The following is a 19,121-nucleotide window of genomic DNA, read 5'->3' as shown; positions in this document are numbered from 1 at the left end:
TAGTTCGATGGAGAATATTCATTCATTTTTTTACAGGCTAAGACTGAATGCCGGAGCTATTTGGCTTGATAACGGAAAAATAAAACTTTCGGCCCCTGAAAAATTTCAGGATGCAGAGACGGACAACTTTATCGTCCATCATAAACCTGAAATATTGTCTGTTCTCCGGGAGAATGAGATTTTCTCGAAAGAAAAATTTCTGAGCACCATTATTCTCCGGGATAATGTGACGGCTGAATACCCGTTGAGTTCAGCCCAGGAACGGCTTTGGTTTATCGAGGAATATGAAGAAGGAACCAACGCCTATCATGTACCAGCGGTGTATGAACTGGGTGATGCCACAGATGTGGAAGGGCTTAAATATGCATTCCGGAAGATTGTGGCCAGACATGAAATATTAAGAACAACCATCGAAGGCGGGGACCGCCAGGCAGTGCAGGTAGTGCACAAGAAACCACTGGCTATTCAGGAGTTCCTGCTGTCGGCCAACGACGATCTGGAGGAATTTCTTCTGGAAGATATCAACCGTCCCTTTGATCTGCGGAAAGAGTACCCAATACGGGTGAAATTTTACAGGATAGAGGCAGAAAATGCTGATGCAGATAAGCCATACGCCAAAACGGTATTGCTCATCAACATGCATCATATTGCCAGTGATGGCTGGTCAGCCGAAGTATTTGAAAGAGAACTCTCTGCTTATTACCAGGCATACATCCGGAAAGACATGGCCTTTAACCTGCCTGCACTGGAGATCCAGTACAAGGACTACGCCCTGTGGCAAAGGTCTTGTCTGACAGGAGAAACACTGGACAGACAATTAAGCTACTGGAAGGACAGGCTTTCCGGTTATCAGACTTTGACCTTGCCTACCGATTATCCAAGGCCGGAGAAGATAAGCTACAGTGGCGCCCATCAAACATTCACCCTTAGTAAAGAGGTCAGTGACAGGTTAAAGGCGCTGGTCAGGAAATATGGAGTAACCATGCACAGTGTACTGCTGAGCAGTATTAATATTCTCCTGGGTAAATATACCGGACAGGATGACATCCTGATAGGAAGTCCGATTGCCAACCGCCACTACAGGCAGACGCAGGACCTTATCGGTTTCTTTGTCAATACCGTGATCAACAGAACACAACTTAACAATACCCAAAGTTACGGAGAGCTGATCCAGGAAGTTCATCGCCAGCAGATGGAAGCACAGCAGCATCAGGACCTGCCTTTTGAGAAGCTGGTCAGTGAAATGGGGGTGGAGCAGGACCTTTCACGGCATCCGCTTTTTCAGATCATATTTGTGGTACAGAGTTTTGGCAGTAATCCGCCGCCGGAGCAGCAGGTATTTCTTAAATCCTACGAAGGCTCCCTCTCTTACGAAGTAGAAAAATTTGATCTGTCAGTCATGGTCAATGATAGCGGCGAAGAGATAGCAGGACGGATCAGTTATGCCACCAGCCTGTTCCGGGAAGAAACCATAGCGAGGCTGATCCAACACTATATATACCTGCTGGATACGCTTACGCAGGCGCCGGAAAAAGCATACAGCAGCTTCAGTTTACTGTCACCCGAAGAGTATCGCGAAAATATTTACAGCCGGAACGCTACCGGTAAAGCATATCCCAAAGGGAAAACGATTCATCAGCTTTTTGAAGAACAGACTGCGGAGCATCCGGATAACATAGCACTTGTTTATCAGGACCAGCAATTGAGCTATAGAGCACTCAATGAAAAGAGCAATCAGCTGGCCCGTTATATCCGCGAACAATACCGGCAAAGAACAGGGCAGGAGTTAAAACCAGATGCATTGATCGCGCTGTGTATGGACAGGGGACTGGAGATGGTGGTGAGTATACTGGCTGTGCTGAAGGCAGGAGGGGCTTATGTTCCTATGGACCCTTCCTATCCGCAGCAACGGATAGATTTTATATTGGAAGATACCGGGGCAGTGCTGGTACTGAGCCTTCGCAGGGACAGCGAATTACAGTTGCCGGCAGAGAAAGTGCTTTATGCAGACCTGACAGAAGAGCTGTACCGCAAGGAAGATGCCTCCAATCTGCCAGCCTGCAGTTCGGCCCGGGACCTCGCCTATATCATCTATACTTCCGGCACCACCGGTAAACCCAAAGGGGTGATGATAGAACATGAGAGCGTGATGAACCTGGTGTTTGTACAAAAGGAGAAACTAGAAATAAACACAGCATCGGGAGTATTACAATATGCCTCTCTGGTGTTTGATGCATCAGTGTGGGAAATATTCAGCGCTTTGACTTTAGGCGCCCGGCTGATCATCGTTCCAGGTAATATAAGACAGGATGCTCAGCTGCTGAGTGAGTATATGAATGAAAACGGAACTACAACAGCCCTCCTGCCGCCTGTTCTGTTAAGTGTAATGTCCTCTTCTGGTTTGCAGGGATTAAAAACACTCGTTGCCGGAGGTGACGTGACCGCTTTGAAATTAATGCAGGAATGGAGCCAGGGACGGAAGCTGGTTAATGCATACGGTCCTACAGAAAATACAGTCATCGCCAGTATGCATGTTTATACAGCAGGCGACCTGAACACCAATATAGGAAAACCTATCAATAATGCTAAGTTACACATCCTGGACTCCGGCCTTCAGCCGGTGCCGGTAGGTGTTATCGGGGAATTGCATATAGGCGGTGCCGGTCTGGCAAGAGGGTACCTCAATAACAGCGAATTAACAGCCGAACGTTTTATTACCGATCCTTTTGCCACGGAAGAAGATAACGCCCAGGCACATACGCGGCTTTACAAGACGGGAGATCTGGCAAGGTGGCTGGCGGATGGCAGTATAGAGTACATGGGCAGAAACGATGAACAGGTGAAGGTCCGCGGATTCAGGATAGAGCTGGCGGAAATAGAACAGGCACTGCTGCATGTACCCGGTATCCGGCAAAGCTGTGTCCTGGTAAAGGAGCGGGTTACTGCGTCTGGTAATGATAAATATCTTGCAGGATATTATGTTCCGGATACAGCTCCGGTTGCTCAGGATTTTGTATTGGACAGATTATCCGAAGTATTACCCGATTATATGCTGCCCGGTAGCCTGGTGTCCATGGAGTCCTTCCCGCTGACCATTAACGGTAAGCTGGATAAACGCGCCCTTCCTGATCCTGAATTTAATACGACGGATACACATGTTCCTCCCGCTACTGAGCTGGAAAATAAACTGTGCCAACTCTATGCAGAGGTATTGGGGCTTGCAGTTGAGCAAATCGGTATCCATCAGAACTTTTTCAGAATAGGTGGCAACTCTATTAAGAGTATTCAGCTGAAGAAAAAGCTCAATCAGCTCGATGAATTCAAGCATATCGGCGCGGCAGATCTGTTTAAGTATAACACTATTCAGAAGCTGGTGGAAAGTATCCGTCAGGATGCTGCAACAACCTACAAGCTGCAAAAAAACATACAGGGAGAAAGCCATGAAATTGCCATTGTTGCTGTTTCAGGTGCATTCAGTGGGGTAGACAATGTGGATGAGCTCTGGCAAATTATCTCCAGCCAGCAGGAAGGGCTCCGGTTCTACAGTAAAGACGAATGCCGGGAGCTGCAACTGGACGACGCATTGGTAGAACATCCTGATTTTGTGCCGGTAGCAGGTAAAGTGAAAGATATTGAGCTGTTTGATCCTATGTTCTGGGAGCTTTCGCCCAATGAGGCCAGACAGCTGGACCCGCAAATCCGGAAGTTCATAGAGCATTGCTGGTTTGCATTGGAATCTTCCGGTTATGTGACTGAGCGCGGAAAGTACAATATCGGTGTATTTGCGGGCAGTGGTGAAAATTTTTACTTACATGACCGTGTCCTGCGGGGAGAGATGGCGGGGCAGGTGGATGCGTGGGAGGCATTTGTGTCCAACAGTAAACACGCCTTAGCCACTCAAACAGCCTACCTGCTGGACCTGACAGGTCCTGCCAATTCTATCAATACCGCTTGCTCTACAGGGCTGGTGGCTGTGGTAGAGGCGTGTAAAAACCTGCAGCTGGGTGTATGTGATATGGCGCTCGCCGGTGGGGTGTCACTGGGTATGCCTGAACACATAGGTTACCTGTACCGGGAAGGAATGACCCATTCCAGGGACGGCCATTGCCGGACTTTTGACCAGGACTCATCCGGTACTACCTCCGGATCAGGTGTAGGCGTGGTATTACTGAAGAGACTGAAAGATGCTGTTGAAGACCGTGATCATATTCTGGGAGTTATCAAGGGCTATGCAACCAATAATGACGGTGCCCGGAAAACCGGTTATACTGCTCCTTCTGTAACAGGTCAGACAGAATGTATCATCAACGCCCAGCGGATGGCGGGCATAACATCAGACCAGATAGATTATGTAGAGTGCCATGGTACGGCTACACAACTGGGCGACCCTATCGAAGTGCAGGCATTAAGGGATGCTTTTGCGTTTAGCCGTTCCGGTAAGAAAGACTCTGCCCGTAAAACAATGCTGGGAGCTGTTAAAGCCAATATAGGCCATACAGATACAGCTGCCGGTGTTGCAGGGTTGATTAAAGTATGCGCCATGCTGCAGCATAACATCATGCCCGGTCAGGTTAACTTCAACACACCTAATGCTGAGCTGAAGCTGGAAGATACCGGCTTCGGGATTATTAAAGAGAACAGGCCATGGCAGCCGGTTCCTGGCAGACAGCGCCTGGCAGGAGTGAGTGCCTTTGGTATCGGTGGCACCAATGCGCATGTAATTGTAGGAGACTATATTCCCGATACACCGGCAACGCAGGAAACAGATCCGGTCCGGGACGAGGAGGTACTGTATATTGTACCTGTATCGGCCAAAAGTCGGCAGTCCCTGGAGAACTACAAACAGGCGCTGATAAAAACCTGTGAGGCCAATCCCTTATTAAAGATTAACGATATCGCCTATACGCTGCAGGAAAAACGGGCGCACTTCCAGCACCGCAGTGCTTATTGTGTTAAAAATATAACTGAACTGGCAGACCGGTTAAAGCAGGATACTTCCTACGGACAGGCCGGTTCCGCAGATGAAAACAGGATGGTGCTGATGTTCCCCGGTCAGGGCGTACAATATGTAAACATGACCCGGGACTTATACCAAAATGGACCTTCTTTCAAAAACACCATAGACCACTGTATATCCCTGGCTAACCAACACCTGGATGCTGATCTCTTTAAGGTCATCTATGCTGATGGGGAAGGGGTACAGTATGACATCAATGATATGCAGTGGGCGCCCATATCCCTGTTTGTCATTGAATATTCACTGGCCAGGTACCTGGAAGAACTGGGTATCAAAGCAGATGCTTACATCGGGCACAGCCTGGGAGAATACGTAGCCGCTACTATAGCGGGCGTGTTCGCGCTGGAAGACGCCATCAGACTGGTTATCGCCAGAGGTCAACTCATGCTGGAGATGGAGCCGGGAGGCATGCTCGCCATTAATGCCAGAGAAGAAACGATTAAGGAAATAGTAACAAAGCACAATTGTGATATCGCCGTTATTAATTCAACGGAAGATATTATTGCTTCCGGAGAGGTGAAAGACGTAGACAACCTCCAATATGCATTGGAGCAACTCGAAATCCCGGTGGTAAGAATCAGTGTCCCTGTAGCAGGGCATTCCAGAATGATGGATGAAACTGCAAGAAAATTCAATGCGTTAATCAGAGATATAAAATTAAATAAGCCTGCAAAACCCTTTATCTCAAATCTGAGTGGTGAGATTGCTACTGATGAAGTGGCGACCCCGGAATACTGGTGCAAGCAACTTCGGGATACGGTGCAGTTTGCGAAGGGCATAGACTGCCTGAGCAGGAAGTATAACCATAAAGTCAGCTTTGTTGAAATAGGCCCTGGAAAAGGGTTGTGCTATTTTGTTGGCAAATATAGGGATGCATACAGCCATTATTCGATCGGGGCCCTGCATCTGTTGCCTTCCGCCAAAGAAGCCAATGACGCTTATCTGAATATGGATTCCAGGGAACGTATTATTGCGAAACTGTGGATGAATGGAATTATTCAGCAACCTAATGAAAGCAGGTTGTTCGGACAGGCGGTACTACTCCGTTCTTTACCGGTCTACCAGTTTAATCATCGAAGGTACTGGCTGGAGAAAGGAAAGGATAATGTGTCAGCATACGAGCCTGCACAACTCCCGGAAGCGGAAAAAACAATAGAGATATTGGAGAATAAGTATTCGGAAACAGAATACCAGGTGGCGCAGATATTTGCTGAGCTGCTTGGCCTGGAGCAGATCTCTTTGCATGATGATTTCTTTAAGATAGGCGGCAACTCTATCCTGGCCATACGGGCTTCCCACAAAATAAGTAAACTGTTGGGGAAGGAAATAAAAGTGACAGATGTGTTCAAACACAGGACCATTGCACAGCTCCTGCTTCATAATCCGGAGCAGGCAGCGGTCATTATCTCCCGGACCGATGATAGTCAGGTCATCCTTTCCTTTGCCCAGGAGCGTCTTTGGTTTATTGAAGAGTACGAAGAAGGGACCAATGCTTATCATATACCGGCGGTGTATGAACTGGGCGATGCCACAGACCCGGAAGGATTAAAGTATGCACTCCGGCAGATTGTTGCCAGACACGAGGTGTTAAGAACTACGATAGAAGGCCGCAACCGGCAGGGCATTCAGCTGGTCCATCAGGAACCTTTGCCTGTGGAAGAGATACAGTTGACCGCTTCGGACGATCTGGAGGTATTGCTGACAGAAGATATCAACCGTCCCTTTGATTTGCAGCATGATTACCCGATACGGGTGAAATTCTACAAAACCCGGACGGAAAGAAGGATATTGCTCATCAATATACATCATATTGCTACTGATGGCTGGTCCATCGAAATATTCCAAAAGGAACTACTGGCTTACTACCAGGCATATATGCAGCAGGATACTTCCTTTAGCTTGCCTGCTTTAGAGATTCAGTACAAGGACTTTGCCCTGTGGCAACGGACCTGGCTGACGGGAGAAATGCTGGACAAACAGCTCAACTACTGGAAGGACAGGTTGTCCGGTTATCAGACTTTGGTCTTGCCTACCGATTATCCAAGGCCGGCCAGAATAGATTACAGCGGAGCAAGAGAAGCGTTCCTACTCAATAAAGCCCTCAGTGACAGATTACGGGCGCTGGTGCGACAGCATGGGGTGACCATACACAGTGCACTGCTGAGCAGCGCTTATATTCTGTTTGGTAAATACACCGGACAGGATGATATCCTGATAGGAAGTCCTATTGCCAACCGTCATCACAGACAGACACAGGACCTTATCGGTTTCTTTGTCAATACCCTGACCAACAGGGCGCTGTTAAGCAATACCCAGAGCTTTGAAGAGCTGGTTCGGGATGTTCATCAGCAACAGATGGAGGCACAACAGTATCAGGATCTGCCTTTTGAGAAACTGGTCAGTGAACTGGGCGTGGAGCAGGATCCTTCACGGCATCCGCTCTTCCAGGTAGCGTTTGCGGTACAGAGCTTTGCTAATGAGACAGCCGAGCAGCAAAAAGCATATCTGAAGCCCTACGAAGGTTCGCTTTCTTTCGAAATAGAAAAATTTGATCTGTCTATCTTAATTGATGACAGCGGGGAAGAAATCAGAGGACAGGTCAGCTATGCCACCAGCCTGTTCCGGGAAGAAACGATTTCCCGGCTGATCAGGCATTTTATCCAACTGCTGGAAACACTGACGAAGGCGCCTGAAAAAGAATATAACAGCATCTGTTTATTGTCACCCGAAGAGTACCGGCAGATCGTATACGAATGGACTGCTACCGATAAGTTATATCCCAAAGGAAAAACCTTTCATCAGTATTTTGAAGAGCAGGCCACGGAAAGTGAGGACAATATTGCGCTTGTTTGTGAAGACCAGCAGCTGAGTTATAAGCAGCTCAATGAAAAGAGCAATCAGTTGGCCCGTCAAATCAGAACGCAATACCGGCAAAGGACGGGGCAGGAATTAAAACCGGATACCCTGATAGCCTTGTGCCAGAGCAGGGGCCTGGAGATGATTGTAAGCATACTGGCCGTGCTGAAGGCCGGTGGAGCTTATGTTCCCCTGGATCCTTCCTACCCCCAGCAAAGGATCGATTATATATTGGAAGATACCGGTGCTGCGCTGATACTGTGCCAACGTAAAAGGAGAGAGGTACAGCTTCCTGAAGAGAAGATACTTTATGCAGACCTGACGGAAGATTTTTACCTCCATGAAGATATCGCCAACCTGCCGGCATACAGTTCATCCCGGGACCTTGCCTATATCATCTATACCTCCGGTACCACCGGTAAACCCAAAGGTGTGATGATAGAACATGAAAGTCTGATGAACCTGGTGTTTTCACAAAGAGACAGATTTAACATCAACCCTGAATCGAAGGTAGTGCAATATGCTTCCCTGGTATTTGATGCATCGGCGTGGGATATATTCAGCACGCTGGCCTTTGGTGCCCAGCTCTTCGTGGTAACCGGCGCTATCAGACAGGATGGCCAGCTATTGACTGAATACATGGATAAATGTAAAATAACGAATGCTTCATTGCCTCCTGTTTTGTTAAACGTAATGTCGTCGTCTGGTATGCCGGCATTGAAGACACTGGTCGTTTCCGGTGAGGTGACTGCCTTGAAGTTAATGCAGCAATGGAGCCAGGGCCGGGAGCTGATCAATGGTTACGGCCCCACAGAGAATACAGTTGGTTCAAGTCTGCACTCGTATTCAGAAGGGGACCTGCATACCAATATAGGTAAAGCGCTTGAAAATGTTAAGTTCTATATCCTCGATCCCAGCCTTCAACCGGTACCGGTGGGCGTTACCGGAGAATTGTATATAGGAGGCGCCGGCCTGGCAAGAGGTTATTTCCATAACGAAGAATTAACGGCAGCGCGTTTTATTGCCAATCCATTTGCAACCGAAGGAGATAACGCTAAAGGATATACGCGGCTTTACAAAACAGGAGATCTGGTAAGATGGATGGAGGACGGCAGTATAGATTACATCGGTAGAAATGATGAGCAGGTAAAGATCCGCGGGTTCAGAATAGAGTTGCCGGAAATAGAACAGGCGCTCCTGCAGATTCCCGGCATCCGGCAAAGCTGCGTGCTGGCAAAGGAAAGACAGACAGCATCCGGCAGCACTAAATATCTCGTGGGATATTATGTTCCGGATAGATCATTCCCCGATGCGGCTTCACTGACCCAGGAATTTATACTGGACACACTGGCCAAAGTATTGCCGGAATACATGATGCCTGCTGGTCTGGTTGCCATGGAATCTTTCCCGCTGACGATTAACAGAAAACTGGATAAACGGGCTTTCCCTGATCCGGGCTTTAATGTGATGAAGGAAGCGCATGTTCCTCCTGCTACAGAACTGGAAAATAAATTGTGCCTGATCTATGCAGAAGTATTGGGACTTGCCAGCGAACAAATCAGCACCCAGCATAATTTCTTTAGAATAGGCGGTAATTCAGTACTGAGTATTCAACTGAAAAAGAAGCTTAATGAACTGGACGGATTTGAGCATATCAGCCCGGCAGATTTGTTTAAATACAATACCATTCAAAAGCTTGTTCAATTCTACAGCCGTGAAAGGGCTGTGTCTCTTGCCCAGGATGAAATGAAAACAAATAGCTAAAAGAATCGCTTGCCAACATAATTAGGCCGATCGAATATTCACTACTTCTTTTTTAAAAAACTAAAATTAAAAACAAAATGGCAGAAATTATTACAGAGGCATGGATTCTCAACAGTGGCAATGGAAATACTGAGCCCGGATTGTTAATACGTGAGGAAATGAATTTAGGTGTCCTATTGCCGGATGAGGTCTTGATTCATCCCATCTACGGCTGTTGGGAAGGAAATATGCATCATGCTATCATGCGGGACCCGGTTGATATATGTATGCAAAGAAAAGAGGATAAAATTGTATTGGGCAATGCAGGTGTAGTAAAGGTAATCGATACCGGAAAAAATGTTAAAGATTTAAAACCGGGTGATGTCTGTATGCTTTTCTGCAATGCCATTTCCGATAAATATGGCTATCCGGAGAAGATTTTAGCCTATGATGCTCCGAATACCTTTGGGTTGCTTTCAAGGAAATCAAAAGTAAGCAGGCATACCTTGATCCCAATCCCGGAGAACTCGGGCTTTTCCTTAAAACAATGGGCCGCTTTTTCTCTGCGGTATGTTACTGCATGGGCAAACTGGAAAGTTGCCCTGAAGTGTTGGCAGTCCCAGATGGGAGATGTTCCCGTTGAAAATGAATTTGTGGTATCATGGGGAGGCGGCGTGAGTTTAGCTGAATTGTTGCTGGCCAAAAACTATGGATTTAATGCGGCCATGATAACATCGCTGAATGAGAGAAAAGAAAGTCTTGAACAGGCTGGTATTATCACTGTTGACAGAAGAGGGTTCCCTCATCTGCACTATGATCATGAGCGTTATACGAATGATGAAGCATATAAGAAAAATTACAGAGCGTCCGAAAAACTGTTTCTGGAGCAAATCAATGAGATTACAGGCGGGGCAGGGGCTGCAATATTTATCGATAACATAGGATTGTCGGTATACAGAGCTACCTTAAAAGCGTTGTCAAGACAAGGTGTCATTGCTACATCCGGTTGGAAATGGGGCATGGAGTTATCCCATCTCAGGGCAATAGAGAGCATTAACAGACATATTCATGTTCATACCCATTATGCAAAACACGCAGAAGCAATAGAGGCCATGGAATACGCACTGCGTAATAACTGGATGCCGCAGGTAGATGTGGATTATGTGTACGAATGGGATGAAATTCCCCGGCTTTGCAGTGATTACACTACCGGTAACCTGATCAGCTATTTCCCTTTATATAAGATCAATGATGAATGATGAAGAAAGAATCAAAATTAAACAATGGACTTTAACAGGATAATAGTTTAAATTATGAGAAAAATAAATCTGGTTTGTTTTCCATTTGCAGGTGGGAATATCTACTCCTACGATGAATTTTCCAAGTTTTTGCCGGACTATATTAACTTAATTACGATAGAATACCCGGGTAGGGGTTCCAGAATTGGGGAAGATCTGATTAATGATATGGAAGTGCTCATTGAAGATCTTTTTGTTCAGTTTAAAGCGTTGGCTGTTGAAGGGCCTTATGTGATTTATGGTCATAGTATGGGGGCTGTTGTAAGTTATCTGATGGTGAGAAAGATATTGGAGAATCAATTGGAGCCGCCATTGGCACTGTTTTTAACAGGAGCAGGCTCTATTGTAAACGGATGGCAGGCGCCAATCAGATATAATATGTCCAGGGAAGATTTTATTCGAAGTCTGGCTCATCTTGGAGGACTCCCGGATGAAATTTTGGGGAATTCCGATTTTATGGAGTTCTATGTACCCATTTTCCGGGCAGATATCGAAGCGCTGGAAAAGTGCAGGTATAAAGCAACAGCGCCTTTTAGCATACCGATGTATGTGGTGACTGGTAAAGAAGAAAATGTTTCTCCTCAACAGGCTTTATTATGGAAAAATGAGACCACCGCGGATTTTGAATACACGCAATTGCCAGGACAGCATTTTTTTATATTTTCACAGATGCAAACGCTGCTGGCTTATATAAAGCGCAAAATTGACGGTTTGTGCGAAGTGGCCGGGTTCAATCAAATATAATCTATTGTAGCATGAAAAGTATGATGGATAAATTCCGGACTTTTTATACAGCGATCCTTATAGTTATTTGCCCACTACTGGGACAGCTGTTAACCATGTTATTGACCAGTCTGGTTTTTACTGTAGATGCTTTTCAAATGGAGGAACTGACAAAGGATATCGGAAGCGTGGATAAGTCCCTTGTTTTATTTCAATCAGTTTGTTATTCCCTGTTTAGTTTCTTAATAGTGCCGGTGTTTTTTTTATTGTTACTGAATAAACCTTTGCTGCGTGAATTGTGGGCAAATAATAAAGTCCGGCCATTACCCCTTATATTATCAATACTGCCGATCGTTACAATGTTACCTTTGGTAACCATTCTGATTAATTTAAACCATAGTATTGAGTTGCCTGCTTCGTTTGCTGCATTGGAAAAACTTTTAAAAGAGAGTGAAGCACAAGCAGGGAATATGACCAATGCATTGTTTAATCTGAATGATACCAGAGGATTTATAGTTAGTGCCATTGTTATGGCCGTTATTCCGGGCATTGTCGAGGAGTTTTTTTTCCGGGGTATGATTCAGTTGCAGCTTCAGCATGATTTAAGGAACCATCATTATGCTGTATGGGTTACTGCCTTTTTGTTTAGTTTATTTCATTTTCAGTTCTATAGCTTTATTCCCATCATGATATCAGGGGCTTTGTTAGGGTATATTTTTGTGTGGTCGAAAAATATCTGGTATGCGATAGCAGCTCACATCACAAATAATTTAATTGTTATTCTATTGCATTATGCTCCAATACCGGCAGCACAGGGCCCTGTGTTGGCCAGTCTGGCGTTTTGCGCTTTAATTGTTACTGTTTTTGTAACCTTGGTCTTTCGGAAGGTGGTGAAAAGACAATTAAATTGGAGCTAATAAACGTATAAGTACCTGCATCAAATAACGTGGAAGCCTTCCGGATACGGAAGGCTTTTCTGTTGATTAAATCAAAATATTATTGTACCCTCCTTCATCAAGCTATGACTGAAGAAAATAGAGTAGCTTTAATCTCTCAAATGAAAATCAATTATAACCCGCATGGAACAACGTAATTGGGATGTCTTTAGATGCAGAGATTATAAGGAAACAAACCATACGCCCCCTGTTCGTTACTGGCAGGAATATCTGCAGCCCTGCCTGTATCTGACTGTTTATTTCCAGTATACTGATGATGAACTGATGCTCGATTTTTATAACCGGGCATTGGAACTTCTGGAGCCGGTATTTAACTATCACAACGGTGGTACTACAACAGCGGAAACGCGTATACGAAACAAAGATAAAGCCCTGCAGCAGTTTCCCGATTTCCTGGCTGCAAAGCAAAATTTTCTGTGGAGAAGACTGGCCAACCGCGGTGGGGTAGGGATTAAAGATGAGGGAGGTGGTATCGGTGATGCTTCGTTTGAATGTCTGATACACAGGCGGCCGGCCACACCGCGAAACCTGGCTGCGGCAGCAGAGCTGGCAGTAAAGTACCGGGCCGAACTGGAAGCAACGGGTAGTAAGCAGCTGTACAAGGGCGTCAGCATCAGTGAAATGAATATCTGTCTGCCCGTAGACAGTTTTACCGGCGCTTCGGCGTTTTTGGATTGGGTGTCCGGTTTCCGGATAATACAAAGCGGCAGTTTTTTTTCAGCGTCCGCGGGTTATACCATGGTGAAATGGGAAGGTTACAGTAACAGTCAGGCACAGGCTAAACTTAAGCAGCTGCTGGCAGAACATCCCGGCTTCGATTACCGCATCCCCGGTATTACTGTGATGCTGGGACGGCATTTCTCGCTGGAAAAAAACTGTTTTGTGCCTCAGCTCAAACGGATCAACTGGCTGAATATGATCAGTGACGAGGCACTGGTATTTCTTGGTGGGGAAGAGGGTTTCCTGAAACAGGCCGCCGGTTACCCTTCTGTTTCTCTGCGCCCGCTGACTAAAGGATATATTGTTCAGGCCGGCGATGCACCTGGTATTGGTGACAGCGGAAAAGCGCCGGACGCTTACTATGATGCAGCACAGTTATTGCAGCCTTTATTACTGCTGCCGAGGGAAGAGGATTATCTCGATGCGGCCGGTTGGGAACTGCATTTTCATAAGCGTTGATTACGTAAAATTTATACCATGAAAAAGAAGAGGTTGTCATTATATCTTGGAAAATTTTCTGGTATTGAAGTATATATCCATTGGACTTTTTTAATACTCATTGGCTGGATATTCCTGCTCCATGCGGAAATGGGGCATGACTGGATGGCAGGCTTATGGGGAGTGGCGTTTATTCTGGCTTTATTTGCCTGTGTGGTACTGCATGAATTCAGTCATGCACTTACTGCTCAGCGATACGGGATTCGTACAAGGGATATTACTATTTACCCGATTGGCGGCATTGCCAGCCTGGAAAGTATGCCGGAAAAACCAGGACAGGAATTGGTGGTAGCATTGGCAGGTCCGGCAATGAATGTTGTAATAGCTGCGATATTGTGGATATATCTGCGGGCAACAGGGACCATGCCGGAGCTGGGAGCATGGAAAAATGCAAAGCATCTGCAGGACCTTCCTTTTGCATTTAATCTGATGGCTGCAAATATTGCATTGGCGGTATTTAACCTGATCCCGGCATTCCCTATGGATGGGGGAAGAGTATTACGGGCTGCCCTTTCCTTCAAAATAAGCCGGATTGAAGCAACCCGCGTGGCTGCCCTTATTGGCCAGATACTGGCGGTGATCTTTGTTTTCTTCGGTTTCTTCTATAACTTCTGGCTGGTGTTTATCGGTCTGTTCATATACCTGGGCGCCGGAACTGAAGCGGCATTTGAAACAACAAAAAATGTATTGGCTGGTTTTAAAGTACGGGATGTGCTGATGAGGCGATTTACTCCCTTATCTCCCGGTGATAACATTGAAAAGGCTGTGCAGATATTGCTGGATGGACAGGAGCATGATTTTCTGGTAACTATTAATGAAGAAGTGAAGGGTGTACTTACCCGGAAGGAACTGATACATGGACTTTCCTCCTTTGGACAATCAGCGCCTATATCAGGGATTATGAGAACAGATTTTACCATACTTACACCAGATATGAATCTGCAGGAAGTTTACATGAAAATGCTGGCGAATGATGCGACTGTTTGTCCCGTTCTGGAAAACGGAAGACTGCTGGGAATGGTGGATAAAGACAATATAAGCGAATTGATATTGGTGCAACAGGCTATACATAGTAATGACTGAATACAAACATGGGCGGATTTAATATGGCTTTAGTATAGGTAAATAATTTTTAATATGATGCGAATTCACTGTAGTGAGTTTTACGAAAAAACGTAGATTCGTTACGTTTATAACCCCAAAGTCATTGAATTTATATTACTTGTATATACTCACCGTCACTGCTTTACCTTTGAAATGATCGATGGCCCCGACAAGGAAAGCCGCCACCTATACTTATCATGCAAATAATATTTTATATCTTTACAGCACTTTAAAATAGACAGCTGTATAGCCATATCGTCCTGTGATGAACCTTGTTTTTTGTTTTCAACTATGCTTACTGCACTTGATGCCAACGGAGTCCAATGTTCCGACGGATACGACTGCTCACTATTTTGTCAGACATTTGACGGATGAAGATGGTTTACCTCAAAACAGTATAAAGGGTATTGTGCCGGACAGGAACAGCTTTTTGTGGCTGGCCACGGAAAACGGCTTAACAAGGTTTGATGGCAATTACTTTCTCAATTTCAGCAGCGATAACGTCCCGGGTTTGAAAAGCAGCCGGATGGCCAGGATCTATCCCAATGATACTGCTATAGCCGTAGAAACGGATATCGGGGAGATACTCACGGTTACGGAGAGTAAGGTAAAGCATGTAGGAATGGAGCTGCCGGGATATAAATATCAGCAATACAAGGAAACCCTCAAGGATTATTACCCCATTAGGGGATGGCCTGATGACTATGCGGCACATTTTGCAAAAATATCTCCTATTGTGATGCCACAGGGTACGGACAGTTATTTTGCAGCATATCGTGATACGATCTCCTTTGTAAAGCAGGGGAAGGTGGAGTACCGCATCATACAACCTCAGCTCGACCTGCTGCGGCTGTTTGTATGCAGTAACAAACTTTTTTACCTTGGCAAGGATGGGCACATAACAGGCTGGGAGAGAGAGAGGCCGGTAAAAGTATCCCTTACAGGAGATATATTGTCAGATCCTGCATTTAGTAAATGCGGAATAGAATTGTTCTGGAATCTGGCAGCACACCAGGTTTTTATTTATACGGATAACAACTGTTATCAATTACAGCTGGAACGAGACGGACGCATACATAGTTCGATTGTGCTGAGGGATTTCGATTTTCACCAGAACTATATTACTTCGATCTATTACGATCAGCTTAACAGCCGTGTTTTCCTGGGAAGTTCCACGAAGGGCCTCTATGTTTGTACCCGGCAACAATTTATTGTACGTAAATCGGATGCTTCAGAAGCTGAAGTGTTTTATGCGCAGGCACCTTTCCCGGGAAATGCTGTGGTAACAGCTTCCGGGCTCACCTTTAACCAGAAAGGAAAACACACCTGGCTGCCATTGTCATTCAATAAGGAAAACACGCTGGAGAAATATACGCTGGCCCGCGATAAGCAGGGAAGATATTGGGGAAGATATGGAATGCTATTGATCTGCGTATCTCCGGATTTTAGCCATGTACTGCACAAAGTTGAATTACCGTACCTCATTGAACAGGTCTACGCCGACGCTGAAGGAAATTTATGGGCGGGTGGGAATTATCCCGGACTATACTATGTAAAAACGGCTGATCCGGACCTGCGATTACAGTTTCTCCCCGCTGCAGTAGAGGATGTTTCCTATATAAAAGAGGAACAGACTCCGGGGATTTTATGGGTGGGCACAGAGAAGGGGTTATATAGGGTCCATTCTCCATCAGGGCGTACCGATACTATCAAAGGCATGGAACAAGGGAATGTAAGAAGCATCTACATTCCAAAACAGGAAGAAATCTGGATCACCACCTATAACCAGGGTGTTTTTCTTTACCGGAATAAACGGTTGGTGCCTCTGCCGCTGGACCGCCAGCGGTATATGGCTGCCACCCATTGTATTACGGAAGATGAGCGTGGTTATTGCTGGCTGACTACCAACAAAGGCTTATTCAGGGTCAGCAGACAGGATGTACTCGATTTTGCGGATGGGAAACAGCGCGACTTGTTTTATTATTATTTTGGAAAAGATCAGGGCTTTAATACGAACGAATTTAATGGCGGCTGTGAACCATGTGCCTTTAAATATGATGACGGTGACATTTCCCTGCCATCGCTGGATGGTCTGGTTCAATTTACACCGTCTGCCATCCGGATGGAGATGCCGGATAAGGGAATATTTGTCGATTGGATGGAACATAATCTGAAGGTGACGGAAGGAGGTGATCATTTTGAATTACCGAATAATTTTAAAACCTTCCGCTTACATGTCAGCTCTCCCTATTTTGGTGATCCCAGGAATCTGTATTTTTATTATTGCCTGGAGAAAGACGAGAGTCAGGAGGAACGGATATGGCTACCCGTAAATAGCGACAGAACGATCACTTTATCTTCTTTACCATCGGGGTATTATCGCATCCGGGTCCGGAAGTTGAAGGGATTCGGAAGAGACCAGTATATTGAAAAGGTAATCATCATCCATGTACAGGAAGCTTTTTATGAAAAAGGCTGGTTCAGATCAGCGGTATTGATCGCTTTGATCTGTCTGATAATAGTACTGTACAAAATACGCATCAGACGTATCCGGCAGCTGAACAAACTATTGGAATTAAAGGTATTCAACCGCACCCAAAAGCTGGAAGAAACGATGGCCATACTCCAGGAATCGGACGAGCAACTGCGTAAACAGGGTTTAATGTATAAGCATTTACTCACTGCCATTACCCATGATATTAAAACACCGCTGAAATTTTTACTTCGTGTTAATAAAAATGAACCGGTATCCAATAGATTGCAGGAGGAAGAAATAAAAACGGTCACTTATGAGAGCCTCTATCGCATGCATCACCTGGTGGACAACCTGATTCATTATATGCGCACCTCCTTCCTGACCGGCGAATTTTCCAAAGATGTCGTAGATCTGTTTCAGTTAGTGGAAGAAAAGACAGCGATTTTTAAACCGGTATCCGATTCAAAAGGGATACAGATGACCAATAATGTTCCGCAGGGAATGATAGTGGTGGTGAACAAGTTGTTACTGGCTGTGGTGTTGCATAACCTGCTGGACAATGCCGTAAAATATACTGTCAGGGGAGGGGTGGAGATAACCGCTGAAAGTGGTGAGCATGTATTGACAATACATCTGTCAGACACCGGCAGCGGCATGCCACCTGCAGTAAGAGACTGGATCAATCATACAGACAATGACGGCACTGGTCATTTAAACGGCACCGGAATAGGGCTGATTCTCGTAAAGGAATTGCTTACCGTGATAAATGCAAGATTGTTTGTCAGTCCGGGTACTAACGGAGGCACTATCATTTCGCTGCAGCTTCAACTGCATGATTAGTTACATGGTACATTTGCGCTTTTTCGATTAAAGAAACCACATTTTTTACCCCTGTTTTTTCAAAGATGCGCGTTTTGTAAGTGCTGACAGTGGTTAGCTGCAAATGAAGTATTTCTGCAATTTTTACCAGTGGAAGCCCTTTCATCAGCAGGTTCATTACCTCGATTTCCCGGCCGGAAAGAACAGAGAAGGGGTTTTGATGTTCAGGTTGCCCCGTATATTTTCTGATCAGCTGTTCCCGAACTGCTTTACTGATATACTTTTCTCCCGCAAGAACAGCATGGATGGCTGTTTTGATCTCTTCATCCGGGGAATTCTTTTCAATATAACCATCTGCACCTGACTGTACATAGCTAAGGGCATACAATGTTTCTTCATACGCAGAAAAAATCAGTATCCTGATGCCGGGCTGACGTAGCTTCACTGCCTGTATCATCTGCAGGTTGTTGCCGCCAGGCATATTAATATCCAATACCGCCAGGTCAAAGTGTTGGGTTTCAATAAAAGAAATGGCTTCATCAAATGTTTTCGCTTCGGTAACAAGCATAGCACCAGGCAGCGAGCAGATAATTTGTTTCATACCAAGTCTTACTATCGAATGGTCATCTGCTATCAATACATGTATCATTTCCGTTCCAGGTTAGGGCCCGTGGGTTGCATAGATTTTTATCGTCGCTAAAGTAATATATTTTTCTTCCGATGTATATAGTTGTTTGTAGTTTTTTTATTGTATAGCGCTGACGGTGCTACTGCCCTGAAGTATAAGAAACATGATATTGTAGTATAACTACTACGCATATATCGAACTACAGCGACAATCGGGTAAGGTTAGTTTGATTACTTTCGTTAAGAGATTTGTTCCGTTGAGTCATGTGAACAATTTGAGACTT

8 protein-coding genes are annotated in these 19,121 nt (G+C 45.4%); 7 read left to right on the top strand and 1 reads right to left on the bottom strand.

Annotation, left to right across the window (positions count from 1 at the left end):
- Positions 1-7: 7 nt before the first annotated feature.
- The 7 genes from KD145_RS04290 (at position 8) to KD145_RS04260 (ending at position 18,231) form a co-directional block, all read left to right on the top strand.
- Positions 8-9,637, top strand: a complete 9,630-nt coding sequence (locus KD145_RS04290; RefSeq protein ID WP_212004673.1) for a non-ribosomal peptide synthetase/type I polyketide synthase — start codon at positions 8-10, stop codon at positions 9,635-9,637.
- Positions 9,638-9,714: 77 nt separating this feature from the next.
- The gene (locus KD145_RS04285) at positions 9,715-10,875 is read left to right on the top strand and encodes a zinc-binding alcohol dehydrogenase family protein (RefSeq protein WP_212004672.1); all 1,161 of its coding nucleotides are present in this window, start codon (positions 9,715-9,717) and stop codon (positions 10,873-10,875) included.
- A 54-nt stretch (positions 10,876-10,929) separates the two neighbouring features.
- Positions 10,930-11,658, top strand: a complete 729-nt coding sequence (locus tag KD145_RS04280) for a thioesterase II family protein (RefSeq protein WP_212004671.1) — start codon at positions 10,930-10,932, stop codon at positions 11,656-11,658.
- An 11-nt stretch (positions 11,659-11,669) separates the two neighbouring features.
- Positions 11,670-12,554, top strand: a complete 885-nt coding sequence (locus KD145_RS04275; protein ID WP_212004670.1) for a CPBP family intramembrane glutamic endopeptidase — start codon at positions 11,670-11,672, stop codon at positions 12,552-12,554.
- A 162-nt stretch (positions 12,555-12,716) separates the two neighbouring features.
- Positions 12,717-13,772, top strand: a complete 1,056-nt coding sequence (locus tag KD145_RS04270; RefSeq protein WP_212004669.1) for a type VI immunity family protein — start codon at positions 12,717-12,719, stop codon at positions 13,770-13,772.
- 18 nt (positions 13,773-13,790) lie between these two features.
- Complete coding sequence (locus KD145_RS04265; protein WP_212004668.1) at positions 13,791-14,894, top strand: site-2 protease family protein; 1,104 nt, start codon at positions 13,791-13,793, stop codon at positions 14,892-14,894.
- Between the two features lie 328 nt (positions 14,895-15,222).
- Entirely contained in the window at positions 15,223-18,231 is a 3,009-nt protein-coding gene (locus tag KD145_RS04260) for a sensor histidine kinase (protein WP_212004667.1), read from the top strand.
- Here KD145_RS04260 and KD145_RS04255 read toward each other — a convergent pair.
- Positions 18,200-18,859, bottom strand: a complete 660-nt coding sequence (locus KD145_RS04255; protein WP_212004666.1) for a response regulator transcription factor — start codon at positions 18,857-18,859, stop codon at positions 18,200-18,202. The two genes, KD145_RS04260 and KD145_RS04255, sit on opposite strands and share 32 nt — an antisense overlap.
- Between the last annotated feature and the right edge of the window lie 262 nt (positions 18,860-19,121).

This window comes from Chitinophaga sp. HK235, assembly GCF_018255755.1.
Taxonomy (GTDB): domain Bacteria; phylum Bacteroidota; class Bacteroidia; order Chitinophagales; family Chitinophagaceae; genus Chitinophaga.
The sequence above is the reverse complement of the archived record's forward strand: the minus strand, read 5'-3'. Positions and strand labels throughout refer to the sequence as shown.